The 19,676-nt window shown below is 69.5% G+C and carries 15 protein-coding genes and 4 tRNA genes; 8 read left to right on the top strand and 11 right to left on the bottom strand.

All coding sequences use genetic code 11. From position 1 onward, the window contains the following. The first annotated feature begins 17 nt into the window (after positions 1-17). The 5 genes from ACH4YP_RS09335 to purM all read left to right on the top strand — a co-directional run bounded on the left by ACH4YP_RS09335 (position 18) and on the right by purM (position 5,418). Positions 18-917 (top strand): M23 family metallopeptidase, encoded by a 900-nt coding sequence (locus ACH4YP_RS09335; RefSeq protein WP_398490098.1) that lies wholly within the window; start codon positions 18-20, stop codon positions 915-917. 17 nt (positions 918-934) lie between these two features. Continuing rightward, complete coding sequence (locus ACH4YP_RS09330; protein ID WP_398490097.1) at positions 935-1,732, top strand: sterol carrier family protein; 798 nt, start codon at positions 935-937, stop codon at positions 1,730-1,732. A 97-nt stretch (positions 1,733-1,829) separates the two neighbouring features. After that, on the top strand, positions 1,830-2,690 hold the full coding sequence (locus ACH4YP_RS09325) for an META domain-containing protein (protein ID WP_398490095.1): 861 nt from the start codon (positions 1,830-1,832) through the stop codon (positions 2,688-2,690). Positions 2,691-2,763: 73 nt separating this feature from the next. Next, positions 2,764-4,290: an amidophosphoribosyltransferase gene (purF, locus tag ACH4YP_RS09320; RefSeq protein ID WP_361053161.1), complete on the top strand. Its 1,527-nt coding sequence runs from the start codon at positions 2,764-2,766 to the stop codon at positions 4,288-4,290. Positions 4,291-4,353: 63 nt separating this feature from the next. Next, positions 4,354-5,418 (top strand): phosphoribosylformylglycinamidine cyclo-ligase, encoded by a 1,065-nt coding sequence (gene purM / locus ACH4YP_RS09315; RefSeq protein ID WP_361053164.1) that lies wholly within the window; start codon positions 4,354-4,356, stop codon positions 5,416-5,418. A gap of 167 nt (positions 5,419-5,585) precedes the next feature. Here the strand turns inward: purM and ACH4YP_RS09310 are convergent, their stop codons facing one another. Next, positions 5,586-5,837, bottom strand: coding sequence for a DUF3073 domain-containing protein (locus ACH4YP_RS09310; protein WP_143643689.1), 252 nt, complete (start codon positions 5,835-5,837; stop codon positions 5,586-5,588). Positions 5,838-6,139: 302 nt separating this feature from the next. Next, the gene (locus ACH4YP_RS09305) at positions 6,140-7,237 is read right to left on the bottom strand and encodes a Leu/Phe/Val dehydrogenase (RefSeq protein ID WP_398490094.1); all 1,098 of its coding nucleotides are present in this window, start codon (positions 7,235-7,237) and stop codon (positions 6,140-6,142) included. Between the two features lie 233 nt (positions 7,238-7,470). Between ACH4YP_RS09305 and ACH4YP_RS09300 the strand changes: the two genes are divergently transcribed. Then, the gene (locus tag ACH4YP_RS09300) at positions 7,471-8,337 is read left to right on the top strand and encodes a hypothetical protein (protein WP_361053170.1); all 867 of its coding nucleotides are present in this window, start codon (positions 7,471-7,473) and stop codon (positions 8,335-8,337) included. 604 nt (positions 8,338-8,941) lie between these two features. After that, positions 8,942-9,148, top strand: coding sequence for a developmental transcriptional regulator BldC (bldC, locus tag ACH4YP_RS09295; protein WP_027749187.1), 207 nt, complete (start codon positions 8,942-8,944; stop codon positions 9,146-9,148). Between the two features lie 520 nt (positions 9,149-9,668). Here the strand turns inward: bldC and ACH4YP_RS09290 are convergent. The 9 genes from ACH4YP_RS09290 to ACH4YP_RS09250 all read right to left on the bottom strand — a co-directional run bounded on the left by ACH4YP_RS09290 (position 9,669) and on the right by ACH4YP_RS09250 (position 19,132). Continuing rightward, positions 9,669-9,860 carry a DUF6274 family protein gene (locus tag ACH4YP_RS09290; RefSeq protein WP_361053173.1) on the bottom strand — a complete coding sequence of 64 codons (192 nt, stop codon included), beginning with the start codon at positions 9,858-9,860 and terminating at the stop codon, positions 9,669-9,671. Positions 9,861-10,069: 209 nt separating this feature from the next. Then, positions 10,070-10,144: transfer RNA gene (locus ACH4YP_RS09285), tRNA-Asp, on the bottom strand. Between the two features lie 94 nt (positions 10,145-10,238). After that, positions 10,239-14,231: an ATP-dependent RNA helicase HrpA gene (gene hrpA / locus ACH4YP_RS09280; RefSeq protein ID WP_398490092.1), complete on the bottom strand. Its 3,993-nt coding sequence runs from the start codon at positions 14,229-14,231 to the stop codon at positions 10,239-10,241. A 95-nt stretch (positions 14,232-14,326) separates the two neighbouring features. Then, positions 14,327-14,400: transfer RNA gene (locus tag ACH4YP_RS09275), tRNA-Phe, on the bottom strand. Between the two features lie 23 nt (positions 14,401-14,423). Further along, a tRNA-Asp gene (locus tag ACH4YP_RS09270) sits at positions 14,424-14,498 on the bottom strand. 238 nt (positions 14,499-14,736) lie between these two features. Continuing rightward, on the bottom strand, positions 14,737-15,717 hold the full coding sequence (locus ACH4YP_RS09265; protein WP_361053179.1) for a hypothetical protein: 981 nt from the start codon (positions 15,715-15,717) through the stop codon (positions 14,737-14,739). 160 nt (positions 15,718-15,877) lie between these two features. Beyond that, on the bottom strand, positions 15,878-17,173 hold the full coding sequence (locus ACH4YP_RS09260) for an MFS transporter (protein WP_398490091.1): 1,296 nt from the start codon (positions 17,171-17,173) through the stop codon (positions 15,878-15,880). A 204-nt stretch (positions 17,174-17,377) separates the two neighbouring features. Continuing rightward, positions 17,378-17,450 (bottom strand) — tRNA-Glu (locus ACH4YP_RS09255). A 104-nt stretch (positions 17,451-17,554) separates the two neighbouring features. Beyond that, complete coding sequence (locus ACH4YP_RS09250) at positions 17,555-19,132, bottom strand: metallophosphoesterase (RefSeq protein ID WP_398490090.1); 1,578 nt, start codon at positions 19,130-19,132, stop codon at positions 17,555-17,557. A 146-nt stretch (positions 19,133-19,278) separates the two neighbouring features. Between ACH4YP_RS09250 and ACH4YP_RS09245 the strand changes: the two genes are divergently transcribed. Further along, complete coding sequence (locus ACH4YP_RS09245; protein WP_055613650.1) at positions 19,279-19,629, top strand: metallopeptidase family protein; 351 nt, start codon at positions 19,279-19,281, stop codon at positions 19,627-19,629. The last annotated feature ends 47 nt before the right edge of the window (positions 19,630-19,676 follow it).

Raw genomic sequence — 19,676 nt, 5'->3', positions numbered from 1 at the left:
GGTCCACTGGGGGAACCATGTCCATCCGCAAGACCGCGATGATTCTGTTCCGGATACTCCAACTGGCCTTCCTGGCCATGGTCCTGGCCGAGCTGCTCGTTCCCGGCTACCCGATCGCCTGGGCGTGGGCGTTCCTGCCGCTGCTGCTGTCCGTCGTCATCGGGCTGGCCGTGAGCCGCAGCGGGCCCGGGCGCGAGGCCGCCGACCGCCCGCCGGTGGAGGTGGACCCGCCGGTCAGGGGCCGTTGGTCCGCGATGAACAGCCCGGCCACGAAGGTGCCGAGCCACGGCACGCACGCGTACGGGCAGACGTACGCGATCGACATCGTGGCCGAGCCCGCCGCGTCCGAGAACAGCCGCCCCGCCTTCGCCAAGCTCTGGCCGGTCGTCCGCCGCAGCCGTGCCTTTCCCGCGTACGACGAGCCGCTGTTCGCCGTGGCCGACGCCACTGTCGTGCACGCCAGCGACTGGATGCGCGACCACCTCAGCCGCAACTCCCTGCCCGCGCTCGCCTACTTGATGCTGATCGAAGGCGCGGTCCGGGAGATCAGCGGTGCGCGCTGGATCGTCGGCAACCACGTCGTGCTCGACCTCGGCGACGGGGTGTACGCGATGTACGCCCACGTGAGGCGGGGCTCGCTCACGATCAGGCGGGGCGACCGCGTACGCGCGGGTCAGCAGATCGCCCGCTGCGGCAACTCCGGCAACTCCACCGAGCCACACGTGCACTTCCAGCTGATGGACGGCCCGGACCTCGACGCGGCCCGCGGAATCCCCTTCACCTGGAGCGGAATCGGAGTCCCGGCCAACAAGGAAACGTTCACAGCGGCGCCCCAAAGGAGCGCGGGGAACCGCGCGACCAGCCACGACCGACCCGCAGACGAAGTACCCCCTCCCAGCGGAGCCCATGGCGCATAGCGCATAGGCTCGCCGCCATGCCCCCGGCCAAGAAGCGCACCCGTATCTACGACCCGGCGAAGACCCGCGCGGCGGTGCTCGCCCAGTTCGGGAACGTACGGGAGGCGGTGCGCGGCCTGACCCCCGAGCAGCTGGCCGGGCCGACGCGGCTGGGCGACTGGACCGTACGGGAGCTGGCCGCGCACGTCACGATGGCCGCTGAGACCGTCAGCCGGAACCTGGAGCGGGACGAACCGGCGAAGGCGGAACTGACCCTGCTGGAGTGGCCGTTCGCGACCGGTGCCAGGGCGGACGACATCGCCGAGGGCACCCGCGAGCTGACCCGGGCGAACCCGGACCTCGACGCGCTCTACGCCCGCACGGAGCGGCGCCTCGCCGAGCACCTGGCGGCGGCCCCCGGCGCTCGTCTGCTCGCCGCCCGCACGGGCTCCATGACCCTCGCCGACTATCTCGTCACCCGCACGGTGGAGCTGGTCGTCCACACCGACGACCTCAACGCGGCGGTCCCGGGCCTCGACGTCCCGTACGACCGCCAGGCCCTCGCCGCCTGCACCCGCCTCCTCGCCGACGCCCTCGCCGTGAAGGTGCCCGGAGCCTCCACCGAGGTGCGCGTACCGCCGTACGCGGTCGTGCAGTGCGTGGAGGGCCCGCGCCACACCCGCGGCACCCCGCCGAACGTCGTCGAGACCGACCCGCTGACGTGGATCCGGCTCGCGACCGGGCGCATGGAGTGGAAGGCGGCCCTCGACGACGCGAAGGTCAGCGCGAGCGGGGAACGCGCCGACCTGGGCGGACTGCTTCCCCTTATGCGCTGATCCCGGCGCCGACCCGGCACCGGCGTCAGCGGCCGGGCGTTGTGCGGCCGTTATCCGGCGAGGGAACCAAGCACCCCACCCGCCCCGTCAAAGCGGCATGCACACGCAGCGTCTCAACCTCAGCGTCCTCAGCCCGCGGGTCGGCCTCAGCGCCCTGGCCGTCACCGGACTCCTCGCCACCGCCGCCTGCGGAACGGAAAGCGGCAGCAACGATTCCGGTTCCGGTTCCGTCGGCACCCGGCAGGCCACCGAGATCACCGGCAAGCAGTGGAACGTCGACAGCGTGACGGCCGACGGCAAGACGCAGGACGCCCCGGCCGGCGCCCACATCGAGTTCGGCAAGGACGGAAAGGTGGGCGGCAACTACGGCTGCAACCACTTCGGGGCCACCGCCGAGATCAAGGGCGACACGATCACGGTCGCCGACGACACGTTCAAGACGGAGATGGCCTGCACGGCCGACGGGGCAATGGGCTTCGAGTCCCGGCTCGGCGGCATGATCTCCGGCAGCACGCTCAAGGCCGAGGTCAACGACGACAAGCTCACGCTCACCACCGAGAACGGGTACACCGTGAACCTCACCGCCGACAAGCCCGCCGAGCTCCTCGGCACCAAGTGGGACGTCACCGCGATGACGAAGGGTGCCGTGAAGGGCGGATCGGCCGTGGCCCTGGCCTCCGAGGCCGAGGGCAAGGTGCACCTCACCTTCGACAAGGACGGCACCGTCCGCGGTCAGCTCGGCTGCAACAAGGTGACCGCCAAGGCGACGGTCGGCGACGGCACTATCACTCTGGGCGCGGCCGGCACCACCCGGAAGATGTGCTCCGCCTCACTCATGGACACCGAGAAGACCCTCCTGAAGCTCTTCGGCACCACCGTGAAATACCAGCTGAAGGGCAGCTCGCTCACGCTGACCAGCGAAAACGGCCCGGGTGTCGAAGCGGTCGCCGCCAAGTGATCCATTAGGGGCAGCGTGTTGCCGGGCATTCCCCAATTCGGACCAGTGGTCGATCTCGCCTACACTCGGTGGCGTGCCACGTGGTGACGGTCGACTCAGTCATGATCTGCTCCCCGGCGAGAAAGGACCCCAGGACGCTTGCGGCGTCTTCGGAGTCTGGGCTCCCGGTGAAGAGGTCGCCAAGCTCACTTACTTCGGGCTCTACGCCCTCCAGCATCGAGGCCAGGAATCCGCGGGGATCGCGGTCAGCAACGGCTCCCAGATCCTTGTCTTCAAGGACATGGGGCTCGTTTCCCAGGTCTTCGACGAGGCGTCTCTCGGTTCGCTCCTAGGTCATATCGCGGTCGGTCACGCCCGCTACTCGACCACCGGCGCGTCCACCTGGGAGAACGCCCAGCCCACCTTCCGTGCCACCGCGCACGGCTCCATCGCGCTCGGCCACAACGGCAACCTGGTCAACACGGCCGAGCTCGCCGAGATGGTCGCCGACCTGCCCAAGCAGGAGGGCCGCACCCCGCGTGTGGCGGCGACCAACGACACGGACCTGCTGACGGCCCTGCTGGCCGCCCAGGTCGACGACGACGGCAAGCCGCTGACCATCGAAGAGGCCTCCGGGAAGGTCCTCCCGCAGGTCAAGGGCGCCTTCTCGCTCGTCTTCATGGACGAGCACACGCTGTACGCGGCCCGTGACCCGCAGGGCATCCGCCCGCTGGTCCTCGGCCGCCTGGAGCGCGGCTGGGTCGTCGCCTCCGAGTCCGCCGCCCTGGACATCTGCGGCGCCGCCTACGTCCGCGAGATCGAGCCGGGCGAGTTCGTCGCCATCGACGAGAACGGCCTGCGGACGTCCCGATTCGCGGAAGCGAAGCCCAAGGGCTGCGTCTTCGAGTACGTCTATCTGGCCCGTCCGGACACGGACATCGCCGGCCGGAACGTGTATCTCTCCCGGGTCGAGATGGGCCGCCGCCTCGCCAAGGAAGCCCCTGCCGAGGCCGATCTGGTCATAGCGACTCCGGAGTCGGGCACGCCCGCCGCGATCGGTTACGCGGAGGCCTCCGGCATCCCGTTCGGTGCCGGTCTCGTGAAGAACGCGTACGTGGGCCGTACCTTCATCCAGCCTTCACAGACCATCCGCCAGCTGGGCATCAGGCTGAAGCTGAATCCGCTCAAGGAAGTCATCAAGGGCAAGCGCCTGGTCGTCGTGGACGACTCGATCGTGCGCGGCAACACACAGCGCGCGCTGGTCCGGATGCTCCGCGAGGCGGGCGCGGCGGAGGTCCACATCCGGATCTCCTCGCCGCCAGTGAAGTGGCCCTGCTTCTTCGGCATAGATTTCGCCACCCGTGCCGAGCTGATCGCCAACGGCATGACGATCGAGGAGATCGGCACCTCGCTGGGCGCGGACTCCCTCTCGTACATCTCCATCGACGGCATGATCGACGCGACGACCATCGACAAGCCGAACCTCTGCCGTGCCTGCTTCGACGGCGAGTACCCGATGGCGCTCCCGGACCCCGAACTGCTCGGCAAGCAGCTCCTGGAGACCGAGCTGGCCGCCGGGCCCGCCGCCACGGCCGCGGCCGACGCGATCCGTCGCCCGTAGACGGCCCGCAGACAGCCCGTAATACCTGCTCATCTGCAGTACGACACGAAAGTTCTCACCGTCATGTCTGAGACAACTGGTGCCAGCTACGCAGCGGCGGGCGTCGACATCGAAGCGGGCGACCGCGCCGTCGAACTCATGAAGGAGTGGGTGAAGAAGACGCAGCGCCCCGAGGTCCTCGGCGGCCTCGGCGGCTTCGCCGGCCTCTTCGACGCCTCCGCCCTCAAGCGGTTCGAGCGCCCGCTGCTCGCCTCCGCCACGGACGGCGTGGGCACGAAGGTCGACCTCGCCCGCCAACTCGGCGTGTACGACACCATCGGCCACGACCTGGTCGCGATGGTCATGGACGACATCGTGGTGTGCGGCGCCGAGCCGCTCTTCATGACCGACTACATCTGCGTCGGCAAGGTCCACCCGGAGCGCGTGGCGGCCATCGTGAAGGGCATCGCCGAGGGCTGTGTCCTCGCGGGCTGCGCCCTGGTGGGCGGCGAGACGGCCGAGCACCCCGGCCTCCTCGGACCGGACGACTTCGACGTCGCGGGCGCCGGTACGGGCGTTGTGGAGGCCGACCGGCTGCTCGGCGCGGATCGCATCCGTACGGGTGACGCCGTGATCGCCATGGCGGCCTCAGGGCTTCACTCGAACGGGTACTCACTCGTCCGGCACGTCCTCTTCGACCGCGCGAAGCTGAAGCTCGACCAGCACGTCGCGGAGTTCGGCCGCACGCTCGGCGAGGAGCTCCTGGAGCCCACCAAGATCTACTCGCTGGACTGTCTGGCGCTGACCCGCACGACCGACGTGCACGCCTTCTCACACGTCACGGGCGGCGGTCTCGCGGCCAACCTGGCCCGGGTGATCCCGGACGGCCTCCACGCGATCGTCGACCGCGCCACCTGGACCCCGGCCCCCGTCTTCGACCTCGTGGGCACCACCGGCCAGGTGGACCGCCTGGAGTTGGAGAAGACCCTCAACATGGGCGTCGGCATGATCGCGATCGTCCCGGAGGAGTCGGCGGATGTGGCCCTCGCCACACTGGCCGACCGAGGCGTGGAAGCGTGGATCGCCGGCGAGATCACCGACCGCGCCGACCACGCGACAGGCGCAGCCTTGATCAACGACTACGCGTGAACCGGGGCCCGCTGAATCCAGCCCCTCCGGCGCCTGAGGAGCGGGGTTCGGGGCAGAGCCCCGTGACGGCAGCACGAAACCCGGTCCGGTGCTGATCGCCCCGGACCGGGTGAGGTGCGGCTGTTGCCCTACAGGAACCGCGGATTCTGCTCAGCGCGCTGCAAGCGTCAAGCGCCGCGGCGTTGAGACGTAGGACCGGACTCGTCGTCCTCGTCCTCGTCGTCGTTGTAGAGATCCGCGTACTGGGAGTACGGGTCGTCTTCCTCGTCGTCGTCCTCGAACGGCTCGCCATTCGGCGGCTGTTGCGAAGTCGAAGCGCCCAGCTCATTGGCCAGACGCGAGAGGTCAGTCCCGCCGCTGCTGTACTTCAGCTGGCGGGCGACCTTCGTCTGCTTGGCCTTTGCCCGGCCGCGCCCCATGGCTCGACCCCCTCGGATACGGGGCTCGACGGCCCCAGAGTCTTGACACCCGTTCATGATCTGGAACGGGCTCTCCGTGGAGAGACCGGTCCGTAGGGCTTCCACGGTACCTGAGCCCACGCCCATACGGTACGTCGCCCGCAGGACGCGCCTGAGCCCAGAACCCTCGGGGAGCCCTGTCCCCGCTGGTCAACCGCGATTTTAACCTCTTCTTGGCGAACGACCCGCCGACGAACGTGAGAGTTCTCTCCAACACTCGCCGACAGGTACCCGCCAGACGCCCCGGACAGTCCTCCGGGACCTCAGGGACGGCGTGCCTCCGCCATGCGGTGTTCGGCGATCCGGTCGGCCGCGGCGGCCGGCGGAATCCCGTCCTCCTTCGCACGTGCGAATATGGCCAGCGTGGTGTCGAAGATCTTCGCGGCCTTCGCTCTGCACCGCTCGAAGTCGAAACCGTGGAGTTCGTCGGCGACCTGGATGACACCGCCGGCGTTCACCACGTAGTCCGGCGCGTAGAGGATCCCGCGGTCGGCGAGGTCCTTCTCGACGCCGGCGTGCTCCAGCTGGTTGTTGGCCGCACCGCAGACGATCTTCGCGGTGAGCACCGGTACGGACTCGTCGCTCAGGGCGCCGCCCAGCGCGCAGGGGGCGTAGATGTCCAGCCCCTCGACCCGGATCAGCGCATCCGTGTCCGCCACGGCCGTCACGCCGCCGGACGGGTGTCTGTCCAGAATTCGCCGTACGGACTCCGCCCTGACGTCCGTGATCACGACCTCGGCGCCGTCCTCCAGCAGATGCTCCGCCAGGTGGTGCCCGACCTTGCCCACGCCCGCGATACCGACCCTGCGGCCGCGCAGCGAGGGGTCGCCCCACAGGTGCTGGGCGGAGGCCCGCATGCCCTGGAAGACGCCGAAGGCCGTCAGGACGGACGAGTCGCCCGCGCCGCCGTTCTCGGGGGAGCGCCCGGTCGTCCAGCGGCACTCGCGCGCCACGACGTCCATGTCGGCCACGTACGTACCGACGTCACACGCGGTGACGTAACGCCCACCGAGCGAGGCCACGAAACGGCCGTACGCGAGGAGCAGTTCCTCGGTCTTGATCCGCTCGGGGTCTCCGATGATCACGGCCTTGCCGCCGCCGTGGTCGAGCCCGGCCATGGCGTTCTTGTACGACATCCCGCGGGAGAGGTTCAGCGCGTCGGCGACGGCCTCTTCCTCGCTCGCGTACGGGTAGAAGCGGGTGCCGCCGAGGGCGGGGCCCAGGGCGGTCGAGTGGATGGCGATGACGGCCTTGAGGCCACTGGCCCGGTCCTGGCAGAGCACGACTTGCTCATGGCCGCCCTGATCCGAGTGGAACAGGGTGTGCAGTACATCAGCAGGGGCGCCGGTTACGTCGGTCACTGTGGTGACTCCCAGTCAGGAAGCGGCGGTTGGGACGGCCTCCGTACGGGTGGCGGAGGTCTGTGTGGCACGAGATTAGAGCCTGGACGCGACCGCCATCCGCTCAGTGGTCAGGATCACCCTCTCGCGGAGTACGGTCGCGACGGGGCGTGGGACGATTTGCAGTGTTTTCCCGCACTCCTGTGAGCGGGTCTCGCGGGTTTTCCGTCGGGTCGGCGGGGGAGGGAGCAAGCGTGCCCAAGGTGTCCTCGTTGATCGTCCCGTACGCGTCCTATCTGCGCGTGTACGAACCGCTCGCGGCCTTTCCGGAGCCGGAGCGCGGCCACTGGGCCCGCTACGCGCGCCGGCCCGACCGCCCTTCGTACCAGGACGAACTGCGCCGGTCGCTGGCCGACTTGCTGCCCACCCCGCCGATCCCGGTGCCGGTGCACGAGAGCGGTGACGCGTTCGTCGCGGACGTGGACGGCGTGCTGTGCGTGTGCCCCTGGCGGACCCGGCTGCGCGGCTGGCAGGCCCTGGGCGACCTGGCCGAGGAACTGCCCGCACCGGTCCTGGACGCGGTGCTGCCGGCGGTCGTACGCCGTCAGGCGAGCCAGGACTACGAGCGCTGGCTGACCCGCAACCCCGACGCCCGGCCCTGGATCCGCACGTCGACCTGGCAGGTCCCGCTGAACTGGTTCGTGCTGGTCTCGGACGAGGAGCGCGAGTACGACAAGGGCGCCGGCTCCGAGGAGGGCCGGGAGGCGGCGGAGGACCCGCCCGTCCTGCGTTACCGGACGCCGATGGTGCAGGCCCGGCGGCGGGTGGCGCGGGGCCTGCGGACGCTGCGGGACGCCCTCGACGAGGGGCCGCTCATCGACGGCCTGGTGGACGTGGGGCGCTGGCTGGAGGAGTTCCACCCGCGCTCGCTGGTGGAGCTCGACTACGGGGGCCTGGTGCACGTCCTGCCTGCCGGGGAGCTCGACGGCGACCATTCGGCGGCCGACGTCGCCGAGGGCATCGAGGCGCTGCGTACGGGCGACGGGGCGGGCGCCGGTGAGGCGTACGGCCGGCTCGTGGAGCGGTGGCGCTCGGTACGGGACCGTCGCTCGGCGAACTGAGGCCGAGGGGCCAAGAGATCTTCAGGGGACTCCTGAACCCGGGACCGCTGAAGCGGGGAGTCCGCATACTGGAGGTCCGCATACCGGCGTCGGAGGTCCGCCCGCCGAGGCGGGAGATGGCCTGTGGGACTGATGGTCCCTGTGCGTCACGGGTTCTGACAGGACGTAAGTCCCTATCCGGGTCGTACGGGGTAAGCGTGACGGACGGCACTAACGCGGACCTTGCGTCGAACGCCCCTCCTCATGCCAAAATAGGACAAGGAGTCCGGGGAGGGCTCCTTCTGCCCACGTATGGGTGGAATCTCAGCATTGCACGCTATGGGGGGTCTGTTGACTCCTGATCGTCCTGTGACTGATCGTCACAGCGGCGTGACTGTCCGCTATGGCATGGTCCATCGGCTTCCGTCGCTGATGAACACCTGGGAGGGCAATTCCATCGGTTTGGCCGACGCGGCTGGACAGATGGTGTAGTTGTAGTGCCGAGGACAAGCCGTTCGTCCTATAACCGACTCGACCCGCATCCGCCATTTCGGGCAACGCGGGTCAAGGTGCAGAATTTAGAGGAAAGAACCGAGAAGGTTCGGTTCTCCCGAGGAGGCCGCTCATGACCGCTCGCACCCCTGATGCCGAGCCGCTGCTGACCCCCGCTGAGGTTGCCACGATGTTCCGCGTGGACCCGAAGACGGTGACGCGGTGGGCGAAGGCCGGCAAGCTCACTTCGATCCGCACGCTCGGCGGCCATCGCCGTTACCGCGAGGCCGAGGTTCGTGCCCTGCTCGCGGGTATCCCGCAGCAGCGCAGCGAAGTCTGAACAACAACTCCATAGCAGGGCATTTCGGCAGGTCCCCTAACTTGTCGGACTGCCCGAACCCAAGCTCCAAGCGACGCGGATCCTGCCCCAACGGGGTCCACGCCCGAGCGAGAACCACAAGCAACAAGGGTGCGTCGTAGATCGCGCTGGACTCCGCCGGGTCCAGCGCGATCTTTTTTGTGCGCCGAGGGCGTGCCGGCGGTGTCCGGTCATGCGCTGGTCATGGGGTGCGCACAGGGTGTGAGGCCGTTCTGTGAGCGGCCTTGTCGCACTCTGGGGAGACCTGTCGGATCGGCTGTGTGTGAACCCCGGAGCAGGGTGCAATTGCACATATTAAATTGACCAGTTGTAGGTGGGGGGTAAGTTCCGCGGGTTTGAAAACTTATGCGGTGACACCCGTCACACGCCAGGGTCCTTGTTGTGGGTGGCGTTTCTGCGCTAGAGGGGGCCGTGCGCATCTGGCGTCGCCCGAGGGGCAGTTGGGGCGAGGCCGGGGTGCGGGGCGCTTCCTGCGGTCCGCTCACGCCGTGGAGGGTGTCTCGTCCTCGTAGGGGGCCTCGGGGCTCTCCTGGTCGTAGGGAGCGCTCTCGGAGGCCAGCCGGAGGAGTCTGTGGCAGATCGGGCAGTGCCTTGTCAGGTGGCGGTAGCCGGAGGCGGCCGACAGGTGGGCGCGGAGGAGGGCTCGCGTCTCATGTCGAGCTGTCGCCGCCATGGTCACCTCCGGTGGGGTGTGCGATGGGGTGTCTTGGGCCCTGGTTTTTAGGTACTGGGGGAATGTGACGGCGTCAAGCCCAGGTTGTGCCGCGGTGCGGTGCGCGGGGCTTGTGGGGGTGGTGTGGCGCCCTGTTGCCGGATGTGGGGGGTTTCTTGGGGCACGACTAAGGCCCCGCATCCTTGCGGATGCGGGGCCTTCATCTGATGCGGTCCTGACGGGATTTGAACCCGCGGCCTCCACCTTGACAGGGTGGCGAGCACTCCAAACTGCTCCACAGGACCAGGTTTCGCAGTGCGGATCTTGCGTTGCTCTGCGAGACAGGACTCTACAGGAGGGTGAGCCTCCTGGGCGAACTCACCCACCGTGCAGGCGCTGTTACGGGACAGCGGCGTCGATCGCCTTCACGATGCGCTTGTCGGAGACGGGGTACGCCGTGCCCAGCGCGTGGGCGAAGTAGCTGACCCGGAGCTCCTCGATCATCCAGCGGATGTCCAGGACCGACGAGGGCACGGGACGCCCCTGCGGCATCTGCTCCAGGAGCCAGGCGTACTCGTCCTGCATCTCGTGGACCTTCTCCATGCGGCTGGTGTCCCGCTGGACGTTCGTCGGCATCTGCTGGAGCCGGCGGTCCGCGGCCACCAGATAGCGCATCAGGTCCGGCAGCCGCCGCAGACCCGTCTCCGTCACGAAGCCGGGGTTCACGAGGGCGTCCAGCTGCTTCCGTACGTCCGTGAGGTTCGCGAGCAGCACGGCGCTCCGTACGCCCTTCAGGCGGCGCTCGCAGGCCTGCCAGGCGGCCAGGACCTGCTGCACCTGGTCGACCGTGCGGACCGTCGTGTCGACGATCTCCGCGCGCACCTTCTCGTACAGCTTGCGGTACGACTCCTCGTCCCAGGCGGGGCCGCCGAAGTCGGCGATGAGCTTGTCGGCGGCGGCCGTCGCGCAGTCGTCGAAGAGGGCCTGGACGGAGCCGTGCGGGTTCGCGGACAGGGCCAGCTTGTGGGCGTTCGTGAGCTTGTCCGAGGCGAACTTCGCCGGGTTCACCGGGATGTTGCGCAGGATGAGCCGCCGCGTGCCCCTCCACATGGCCTGCTGCTGCTCGGCCTCGGTGTCGAAGAGGCGTACGGAGACGGTGTTCGCCGTCGTTCCGTCGTCGACCAGGGCCGGGAACGCCCTCACCGGCTGGCCGGCCCGACGCGTCTCGAAGACACGGGTGAGGGAGCCGATGGTCCAGTCCGTGAGGCCCTTGCGTTCCAGGGACTCGCCGCCCTCCCGCTCGGCCGTCGCCGCCGCGGCCTGCGAGATCGCCTGCCGCGCCTTCGGCTTCAGACGCAGCTTCAGGGCCTCCAGGTCCTTGTCCTCGGCCAGCTTGCGCCGCCGCTCGTCGACGATCCGGAAGGTGATCTTCAGGTGGTCGGCGACCCGGGACCAGTCGAAGTCGTCGGCCGTGAAGGGAACGCCGACCATGCGCTTCAGTTCGCGCGCCATCGTGGTCGTCAGCGGCTCCTGAAGGGGGACCGCCCGGTTCAGGAACCGCCGGGCGAAGTCGGGGGCCGGGACGTAGTTCCGGCGGATCGGCTTCGGGAGGGAGCGGATCAGCTCCGTCACGACCTCGTCGCGCAGGCCCGGGATCTGCCAGTCGAAGCCCTCGTCCGTGACCTGGTTCAGCACCTGGAGCGGGACGTGGACGGTCACGCCGTCCGCGTCCGCACCTGGCTCGAATTGATAGGTCACCCGGAGCTTCAGCGGGCCCTGGCGCCATGTGTCCGGATAGTCGTCCTTGCTGACGTCCCCGGCCCGTTCGTTGATGAGCATCGACCGCTCGAAGTCGAGCAGTTCGGGTTCCTCATGGCGCTTGTGCTTCCACCAGGAGTCGAAGTGCGCGCCCGACACGACGTGCTCGGGCACCCGCTCGTCGTAGAAGTCGAACAGCGTCTCGTCGTCCACGAGGATGTCGCGGCGCCGGGCGCGGTGCTCCAACTCCTCGACCTCGGTGAGGAGTTTGCGGTTGTCCGCGAAGAACTTGTGGTGCGTACGCCAGTCGCCCTCGACCAGTGCGTTGCGAATGAAAAGCTCGCGGCTGGCCTCCGGGTCGATCCGCCCGAAGTTGACCTTCCGCTGGGCGATGATCGGCACGCCGTACAGTGTGACCTTCTCGTACGCCATGACCGCGGCCTGGTCCTTCTCCCAGTGCGGTTCGCTGTACGTGCGCTTCAGCAGGTGTTCCGCGAGCGGCTCGACCCACTCGGGCTCGATCCTCGCGTTGACCCGGGCCCAGAGGCGGGACGTCTCGACGAGTTCGGCGGACATCACGAAACGCGGGGGCTTCTTGAAGAGCGCCGAGCCGGGGAAGATCGCGAACTTGGCGCTCCGGGCGCCCAGATACTCGTTCTTCCCGGTGCTTCTGCCGCTCTCCCCACCGGTCTCCTTCACGTCCTTCATGCCGATGTGGGAGAGCAGGCCGGCGAGGAGGGAGAGATGGACCTGCTGTTCGGGGGCGTCGTCCTCGTTGAGGTGAATGCCCATCTGCTTGGCGACGGTCCGCAGCTGGGTGTAGATGTCCTGCCACTCGCGGATCCGCAGGAAGTTGAGGTACTCCTGCTTGCACATCCGGCGGAAGGATGACGAGCCGCGCTCCTTCTGCTGCTCGCGCACATACCGCCAGAGGTTGAGGTACGCCAGGAAGTCCGACGTCTCGTCCCGGAATCGGGCGTGCTGCTGGTCGGCCTGGGTCTGCTTGTCGGCCGGGCGCTCGCGTGGGTCCTGGATGGAGAGCGCGGCGGCGATCACCATGACCTCGCGCGCACAGCCGTTCCTGTCGGCCTCCAGGACCATCCGGGCCAGGCGGGGGTCGACGGGCAGCTGGGCGAGCTTGCGGCCCCGGTCCGTGAGCCGCTTGCGGGCGTCCTTCTGGGCGGGGTCCAACGCGCCCAGTTCCTGGAGGAGTTGGACGCCGTCGCGGATGTTGCGGTGGTCCGGCGGGTCGATGAACGGGAACCTCTCGATGTCCCCGAGCCCGGCCGCGGTCATCTGGAGGATGACGGACGCCAGGTTCGTACGGAGGATCTCGGCGTCGGTGAACTCCGGCCGGGCGAGGAAGTCGTCCTCCGAATAGAGGCGGATGCAGATGCCGTCGCTGGTCCGGCCGCAGCGGCCCTTGCGCTGGTTGGCGCTGGCCTGCGAGATCGCCTCGATGGGGAGGCGCTGGACCTTTGTGCGGTGGCTGTATCTGGAGATACGGGCGGTGCCCGGGTCGATCACGTACTTGATGCCCGGCACGGTGAGCGAGGTCTCGGCGACGTTGGTCGCCAGCACGATCCTGCGCCCGGTGTGCTGCTGGAAGACGCGGTGCTGCTCGGCGTGCGACAGCCGCGCGTACAGGGGCAGCACCTCGGTGAAGCGGTAGTTCCTCTTCGTGATCGCGTCCGCGGTGTCGCGGATCTCCCGCTCGCCCGAGAGGAAGACGAGGATGTCGCCCTTGCCCTCGCCCTGGAGCTCCTCGACGGCGTCGCAGATCGCGGTGATCTGGTCGCGGTCCCCTTCTTCACCTTCGGCGGAGGCGCCGTCCTCTTCGAGAAGCGGGCGGTAGCGGACCTCGACCGGATACGTACGCCCGCTGACCTCGACGATCGGGGCGTCCCCGAAGTGCCGGGAGAAGCGCTCGGGGTCGATGGTCGCGGAGGTGATGACGACCTTGAGGTCAGGGCGCCTGGGCAGCAGCTGGGCGAGGTAGCCCAGCAGGAAGTCGATGTTGAGGGACCGCTCGTGGGCCTCGTCGATGATGATCGTGTCGTACGCGTACAGCTCGCGGTCCGTCTGGATCTCGGCGAGCAGGATGCCGTCCGTCATCAGCTTGACGAAGGTGCCGTCCGGGTTCACCTGGTCGGTGAAGCGGACCTTCCAGCCGACGGCCTCGCCCAGCGGGACGTCGAGCTCGTCCGCCACCCGCTCGGCGACGGTCCTGGCGGCGATCCGGCGGGGCTGCGTGTGCCCGATCATGCCGCGCACACCGCGGCCGAGCTCCATACAGATCTTGGGGATCTGGGTGGTCTTGCCAGACCCGGTCTCACCGGCCACGATGACGACCTGGTGATCGCGGATGGCGGCCGCGATGTCGTCCTTCTTCTGGCTGACCGGGAGCTGCTCGGGATAGGTGATCGCGGGCACGCGAGAGCGGCGCTCGGTCATCCGGGCCTCGCCCTTGGTGACCTCCGCCTCGATCTCGGCGAGGACGGCGGCCCGGGCCTCGGGCTTACGGATCTTGCGCGCGCCTTCGAGCCTGCGCCCGAGCCGTTGCGCGTCGCGCAGGGACAGCTCGGTCAGGCGGGGGGCGATGGCGCCGAAGGCGGGGGCAGGAGTCGTTGACATACGCCGTCCAGGATCTCACCTCGGGGAAACGAGGGGCGAACGCTTTTGTACGGGCATACAACAAGGCCCCGATCCGGAGATCGGGGCCTGTGCTGTGGCTGGGGCCGGGGTCGAACCGGCGACCTACCGCTTTTCAGGCGGTCGCTCGTACCAACTGAGCTACCCAGCCGAGAGATTCGCGAGGAATCTCAGCGGTCCTGACGGGATTTGAACCCGCGGCCTCCACCTTGACAGGGTGGCGAGCACTCCAAACTGCTCCACAGGACCAAGCTGTTGTGTCCGAACAGTGTCGCACACGGTGTTGCGTGTCCCCAACGTGATTCCGTCTGCCGCCGACGCCGGGAAGATGAATCCTGGTGAGGGAGGAGATGCTGGTCAGGTGGGGTGACGTCGCTGAAGCAGCGTATCAGAGGATGAGCGGCGGGCTGAAAACGTGCTGGGTGCGGGGCAGGTGACCCGGCGGCGAAGGTGCTGCCGTACAGCGGGACGTCGGTGTGCAGCCGCCTCACCGCAGCGTGCGCATCGACGTGCCGATGTACACGGCCAGGACGAGCAGGAAACCACCCCCGGCGAACGCCATCTCCGTCGGGGCCGGCTCCCGCCCCAGCAGCAGGGGCCGCCAGCCGAGGAACACCCCCACCGCGAGCCCGGTCCGGACGGTCTGGGCGAGCGGCGACCAGGCCAGCCGCTGGAGGCGGTCGGCGTGGGCCCCGATCGTGAAGAAGGGGGTCAGTACGGCGCCCCCGATGACGGCGAGGACGACGAACGCCACCAGTGCGGCGCCGCCGTTCTCGTCGTCCGGGAAGACCGCCCAGCGTCCCGCGGCGATCGTGGGCAGATGCTTGCGCTCGTCGGCGTAACCGCCCGCACGGGCCCACAGGACGTCGACCTCAGCCCCCTCGACGGGCTTGTCGTACGTGAACGCGTCCGGCACGGCGAGCCGTTCGGGCCCGCCGGGTACGGAGACGACGAGGTGGGAGGTGTACCCCTCCAGGTCACCGTCGCTGAACTCCTCCCGCACGTCTCCCGGTCGCGCCACCACGGTCGCGGTGCTCACCTCGGCACCGGCGTCCCGTAGGGCGTCGGCCCGCTCCCCCCAGTCGGGCGAGGTCATCATCGCGGCGAAGAACGCCCCCGCGGAGAAGGCCACGAGCAGCCATACGGCGGCGGTACGGAGCTTGACCCAGAGCACGGAGTCGTCGAAGGAGAGGGAGCGGGGGTCGCTCCAGGCATGCGGCGCCTTGGTCAGAGGGACTCCGGCGCTCAGGTACCTCCGCCACCAGGCCGCTGCCGCCGGCGCCCGCAGCGTCCACAACGCCACCACCCGCACCACGGCACACCCCACGGCGACGGCACCCCACACCAGGGGCTCGCGGTAAGGCCGCGGTACGGGCCCGCTCCCGAGCAGCTGCCAGCAGGCGACCGCGGCCGCGCCCCACGCGCCGAGCGCGCTCAGACGCACCAGCCAGACCAATACGTGCCGCATTCGCGCCCCCACCCCTTGAGGCGGCCGTCCTATCACATGAGATGCCCGATCGGCCGCGCCGGCTCCTCTGCATCAGGCGCCACGGCGTGCCTTGTGCTCGCGCCTCTCTGAGCAGCTGTCACGGCAGGGAGGGTGCCATGTTCGCCGGTGGCGAGGACCGTCACGGTGTCTCCTCGCCGGAGGGCAGTCGGCGCAGGTGACGGATCTCCTTGCGCAGCAGGAACGGCAGTCCGCCGACGGTGGCCAGGCCCGCGACGGCGAGGGCGGCTGTGAGCCCGGTGCCCTCGCCCCACACGTCGGAGGCCCAGCCGGCGAGGAGGCCGCCGGCCACCGCTCCCACGGGGATGGTGCACAGGTTGATCGTGCGGGCGGTGGCGTGCACCCGGCCCAGGAGGTGGGGCGGGGTGATCAGCTGGCGCAGGGTGATGACGGTGATGTTCCAGACCGGCAGCCACAGTGCGGAGACGAAGGCGATGGCGATGACCACCGCGCTCGACCCGGTCGCCAGGGCCAGTGGGGCCCCGGCCCAGACGATCCCCTCGGTGGCGGTGGCGAGCAGGACGGGGCCGGCTCCCATCCGGTGGACGAGGCGACGGCTGACGACGGCGCCGAGTACGGCCGCCAGGGTGCCGGCGGTCAGGACGGCGGCGGCCAGTGCGGGGGACAGGTCCATGGCGCGGTAGAGGAAGAGCAGCAGGACGGTGTCGACCATGGCCATGCTGAAGTTGCGCAGCGCGGCGGCGGCCGAGAGCCATCGCAGGACGGGCGTACGCCACATGTACCGCGCGCCGTCCAGGATCTGCTTCCGCCAGGGGGCGCCGGTCGGGTCCGGTACGGCGGACTCGGGGGTGCGGACGGTGAGCAGGCCGGCCGCGGAGGCGAGGAAGCTGAGCGCGTTGGCCGCGACGGCGAGTGCGGGACCGAGCAGCTGGGTGACCGCGCCGGCGATGGCTGGGCCGCCCGCGCGGGCCACGCTGCTGGACATTTCGAGGCGCGCGTTGCCCAGCGGCAGGAAGTCGCGGCTGACCAGGCGGGGCAGGTGCGTCTGGTAACCGACGTCGAACACGACGGTGCACACGCTCGCCAGCGCCGCCGCGGCATAGAGGTGCCACAGTCCGAGCGAGTCCGTCAGCGCCAGCACCGCGACGGACAGGAAGAGGACCAGCCGCAGCAGATCCGCGCCGATCATGAAGGGGCGGCACCGGACGTGATCCATGAAGGCGCCGACGAACAGGCCGAGCGCGGGAAAGGCGATCGTCGCCATCGCGTGCAGCACGCCGACCTGGGGCCCGGTGGCGTCCAGCACCAGAATGGCGAGGCTGGGCAGGGCGAACAGGGACACCTGGTCGCCGGCGAGGCTGATGCTCTGGCCCAGCCACATCCGGCGGAAGTCCCGGCGTCCGGCGTCCCGTGCGGTGGCCTCCGGACCGTCGGCCGGTGCCCCCCGGACCGCCAAGCCGGGCCCTCCTCATCGCACGCCGACGCCTCTGCCGCAGCTCTGCTCGCTCTCTTCTAGCAAAGGCCGCACGGCGCAACCAGTACGCCTCGGGGCGGAGGGGCGGTTCCCGGACAGCCGCGGGCCGAACCAGCAAGCTGAAGCCGGGAAAAACAAATCGCAGGCCAGAGAGGACTCTGACCTGCGATCCATATAAGTAGCTTGTGCCCCCAACGGGATTCGAACCCGTGCTACCGCCTTGAAAGGGCGGCGTCCTAGGCCGCTAGACGATGAGGGCTATCGGCCCGCCTGGGCGCCTTGCAGCGCGTCGGGGACGTGAGAAGCATATGGGATGTCGGGAGGGATCGCCAAAACGGTTTACGGGGTGGGTTCGGAAACGGTTTACGGGGTGGGTGCGGAGGGGGTCGGGGTGGCCGGGGTGGTGACGGCGCCCGGCCGGTTCTCCTTGGGGAGGTGGCGGCTGACCTCGGCCGTGGTGAGGCCAAGGCCGCCGAGTTTGATCTCGTCCCAGGCCTGGAGGCGACGGGTGTCGCGGTCGAGGTAGAGGATCGACGTCTCGATCGGGGCGGGACCCTCGCCCTCCAGCGCGCGCAGACCGCCGCCGCCCGTGGAGCCCTCGATGCGCAGCCGGGTGCCGTACTTCAGGACCTCCATCTCCTGGTGGTGGAGGTGGCCGGCCAGGACCAGCGGAACATCGCCGTCCGTCTGGCGCGCGGCCGTCGGGTTGTGCGCGACGGCGATGTCGACCGGGGTGCCGGCCGCCTCCTGGTCACGGAGGGAGGAGGCGAGCCGGGCGCCCGCGAGCTCCTCCGACTGGTCGCCGCCCACCTTGGCCGAGCGGTCGGGGGTGAACTGCGGGTCGCCGACGCCCGCGAAGCGCAGGCCCGCCACCGAGACGGCCCGGCCGTCGTCGAGGACGTGCACGTTCTTCATGCGCTCCAGATAGCTCTGGGTGACCCGGCCGTCGTGGTTGCCGCGCACCCAGACGTACGGGGCGCCGAGGTCGGACGCCGGGTCCAGGAAGCCGTTCTCCGCCGCCGTGCCGTGGTCCATGGTGTCGCCGGAGTCGACGATCACGTCGATCTTGTACTGCTTCACCAGCGAGGCGATGATCTTCCAGCTCGCCGGGTTGAGATGGATGTCGGAGACGTGCAGGACGCGGATGGTGGAGGGGTCGGGCGCGTAGGCGGGGAGCGTGGACGTGACGTCGTACAGCTTCGTCACGTTCGTCACCAGGCGGGCCAACTCCTTCTGGTAGACGTCGAATTCGCTGACGATGCTGCGGGCGTTGCCGACGACCGAGGGGGCCGAGGAGAGCAGGCCCGAGAACTTCGGCTCCAGGACCGAGTCGGGGTTCCAGGTCGCGAAGGCCGTCGCTCCCGAGGCCGCCAGCAGGGTCAGGGCCAGGCCGCCCGCCGCCAGGGCCCGGCGCGGTCGGCGGTAGACCGCGAGGCCGAGGGCGGTCGCACCGGAGACGACGGCGACGACGGACCGTACGGCCAGGTCGAGGGTGCCGGCGCCGACGTCCTGGGCCACCTCGTCCTGGAGGCCGGAGAGGCGTTCGGGGTGGTCCACCAGGGCCTGGGAGCGGACGGGGTCGAGCTGGTCGACGTCCACGTCGAGGCGGAGCGGGGCCGTGTGGCTGCGCAGTTCCAGGGCGCCCAGCGGCGAGACGTTGATCTTCGTGCCGCCCGTGAGGGAGGGGCGCAGCGTCATCGTGGTGTCCATGGGGCCCACCGGCGCCCGGACGTTCCCGACGATCAGCAGGCCCAGCCACGCGCCGAACAGCACCACGGTGACGAGGCCCAGGGCGCGGACCCAGGGGCGTGGTTGGTGGACGAGTTCGACGACGGGTTCGACGTGGTGTGTGCGGCGGCGTGCGCGGAAGCGGCGTACGAGGGCGCGGGAAGCCCGTCGTACACGGTGCGGAGCGGTGGCGGCAGCGGGGACGCGGGCCATTGGTCCCGTATGCCCAGAGCTGGGGGCGGATATGCGGCGCGGCTCCGGCTCTCGGCGTGCCCCGGGGTGTGTTCTCGTACGACCGGGGTGTGTTCTCGTACGACGCGTCCCGTGGCGTCCGCGCGTCGGTGCCGGACAATGGCCCTGTGCTGGAGATGACGCGCGAGGAGTTCGAGGAACAGGTCGCCGAGGCGCTGGACCGGATTCCGCCGGAGCTGACGCGGCTCATGGACAACGTGGCGGTGTTCGTCGAGGACGAGCCGCCCGCCGACGACCCCGAGCTGCTCGGGCTCTACGAGGGGACTCCGCTGACCGATCGCGGCGAGTGGTACGCCGGGGTGCTGCCCGACCGGATCACGATCTACCGGGGGCCCACGCTGCGGATGTGCGCGACGCGGGAGGAGGTGGTGGCCGAGACCGAGGTGACCGTGGTCCACGAGATCGCCCACCACTTCGGTATCGACGACGCGCGGTTGCACGCCCTCGGGTACGGGTGACGATCCGTCAGGCACGGTCCGCGCGGCGCGGGTGACATATCTCTCGT

The organism is Streptomyces sp. NPDC020747, assembly GCF_044334695.1.
Classification (GTDB): domain Bacteria; phylum Actinomycetota; class Actinomycetes; order Streptomycetales; family Streptomycetaceae; genus Streptomyces.
This window is presented reverse-complemented; position numbering and strand designations above follow the sequence as displayed.

What these genes read in the sequence shown, in the direction of transcription:
- purM (WP_361053164.1), top strand. Translation starts at nt 4,354, where the DNA reads ATGTCTGAGACAACTGGTGCCAGCTACGCAGCGGCGGGCGTCGACATC.
- ACH4YP_RS09330 (WP_398490097.1), top strand. Translation starts at nt 935, where the DNA reads ATGCCCCCGGCCAAGAAGCGCACCCGTATCTACGACCCGGCGAAGACC.
- ACH4YP_RS09250 (WP_398490090.1), bottom strand. Translation starts at nt 19,132, where the DNA reads ATGGCCCGCGTCCCCGCTGCCGCCACCGCTCCGCACCGTGTACGACGG.
- ACH4YP_RS09325 (WP_398490095.1), top strand. Translation starts at nt 1,830, where the DNA reads ATGCACACGCAGCGTCTCAACCTCAGCGTCCTCAGCCCGCGGGTCGGC.
- ACH4YP_RS09310 (WP_143643689.1), bottom strand. Translation starts at nt 5,837, where the DNA reads ATGGGGCGCGGCCGGGCAAAGGCCAAGCAGACGAAGGTCGCCCGCCAG.
- ACH4YP_RS09290 (WP_361053173.1), bottom strand. Translation starts at nt 9,860, where the DNA reads ATGGCGGCGACAGCTCGACATGAGACGCGAGCCCTCCTCCGCGCCCAC.
- bldC (WP_027749187.1), top strand. Translation starts at nt 8,942, where the DNA reads ATGACCGCTCGCACCCCTGATGCCGAGCCGCTGCTGACCCCCGCTGAG.
- ACH4YP_RS09335 (WP_398490098.1), top strand. Translation starts at nt 18, where the DNA reads ATGTCCATCCGCAAGACCGCGATGATTCTGTTCCGGATACTCCAACTG.
- hrpA (WP_398490092.1), bottom strand. Translation starts at nt 14,231, where the DNA reads ATGTCAACGACTCCTGCCCCCGCCTTCGGCGCCATCGCCCCCCGCCTG.
- ACH4YP_RS09265 (WP_361053179.1), bottom strand. Translation starts at nt 15,717, where the DNA reads ATGCGGCACGTATTGGTCTGGCTGGTGCGTCTGAGCGCGCTCGGCGCG.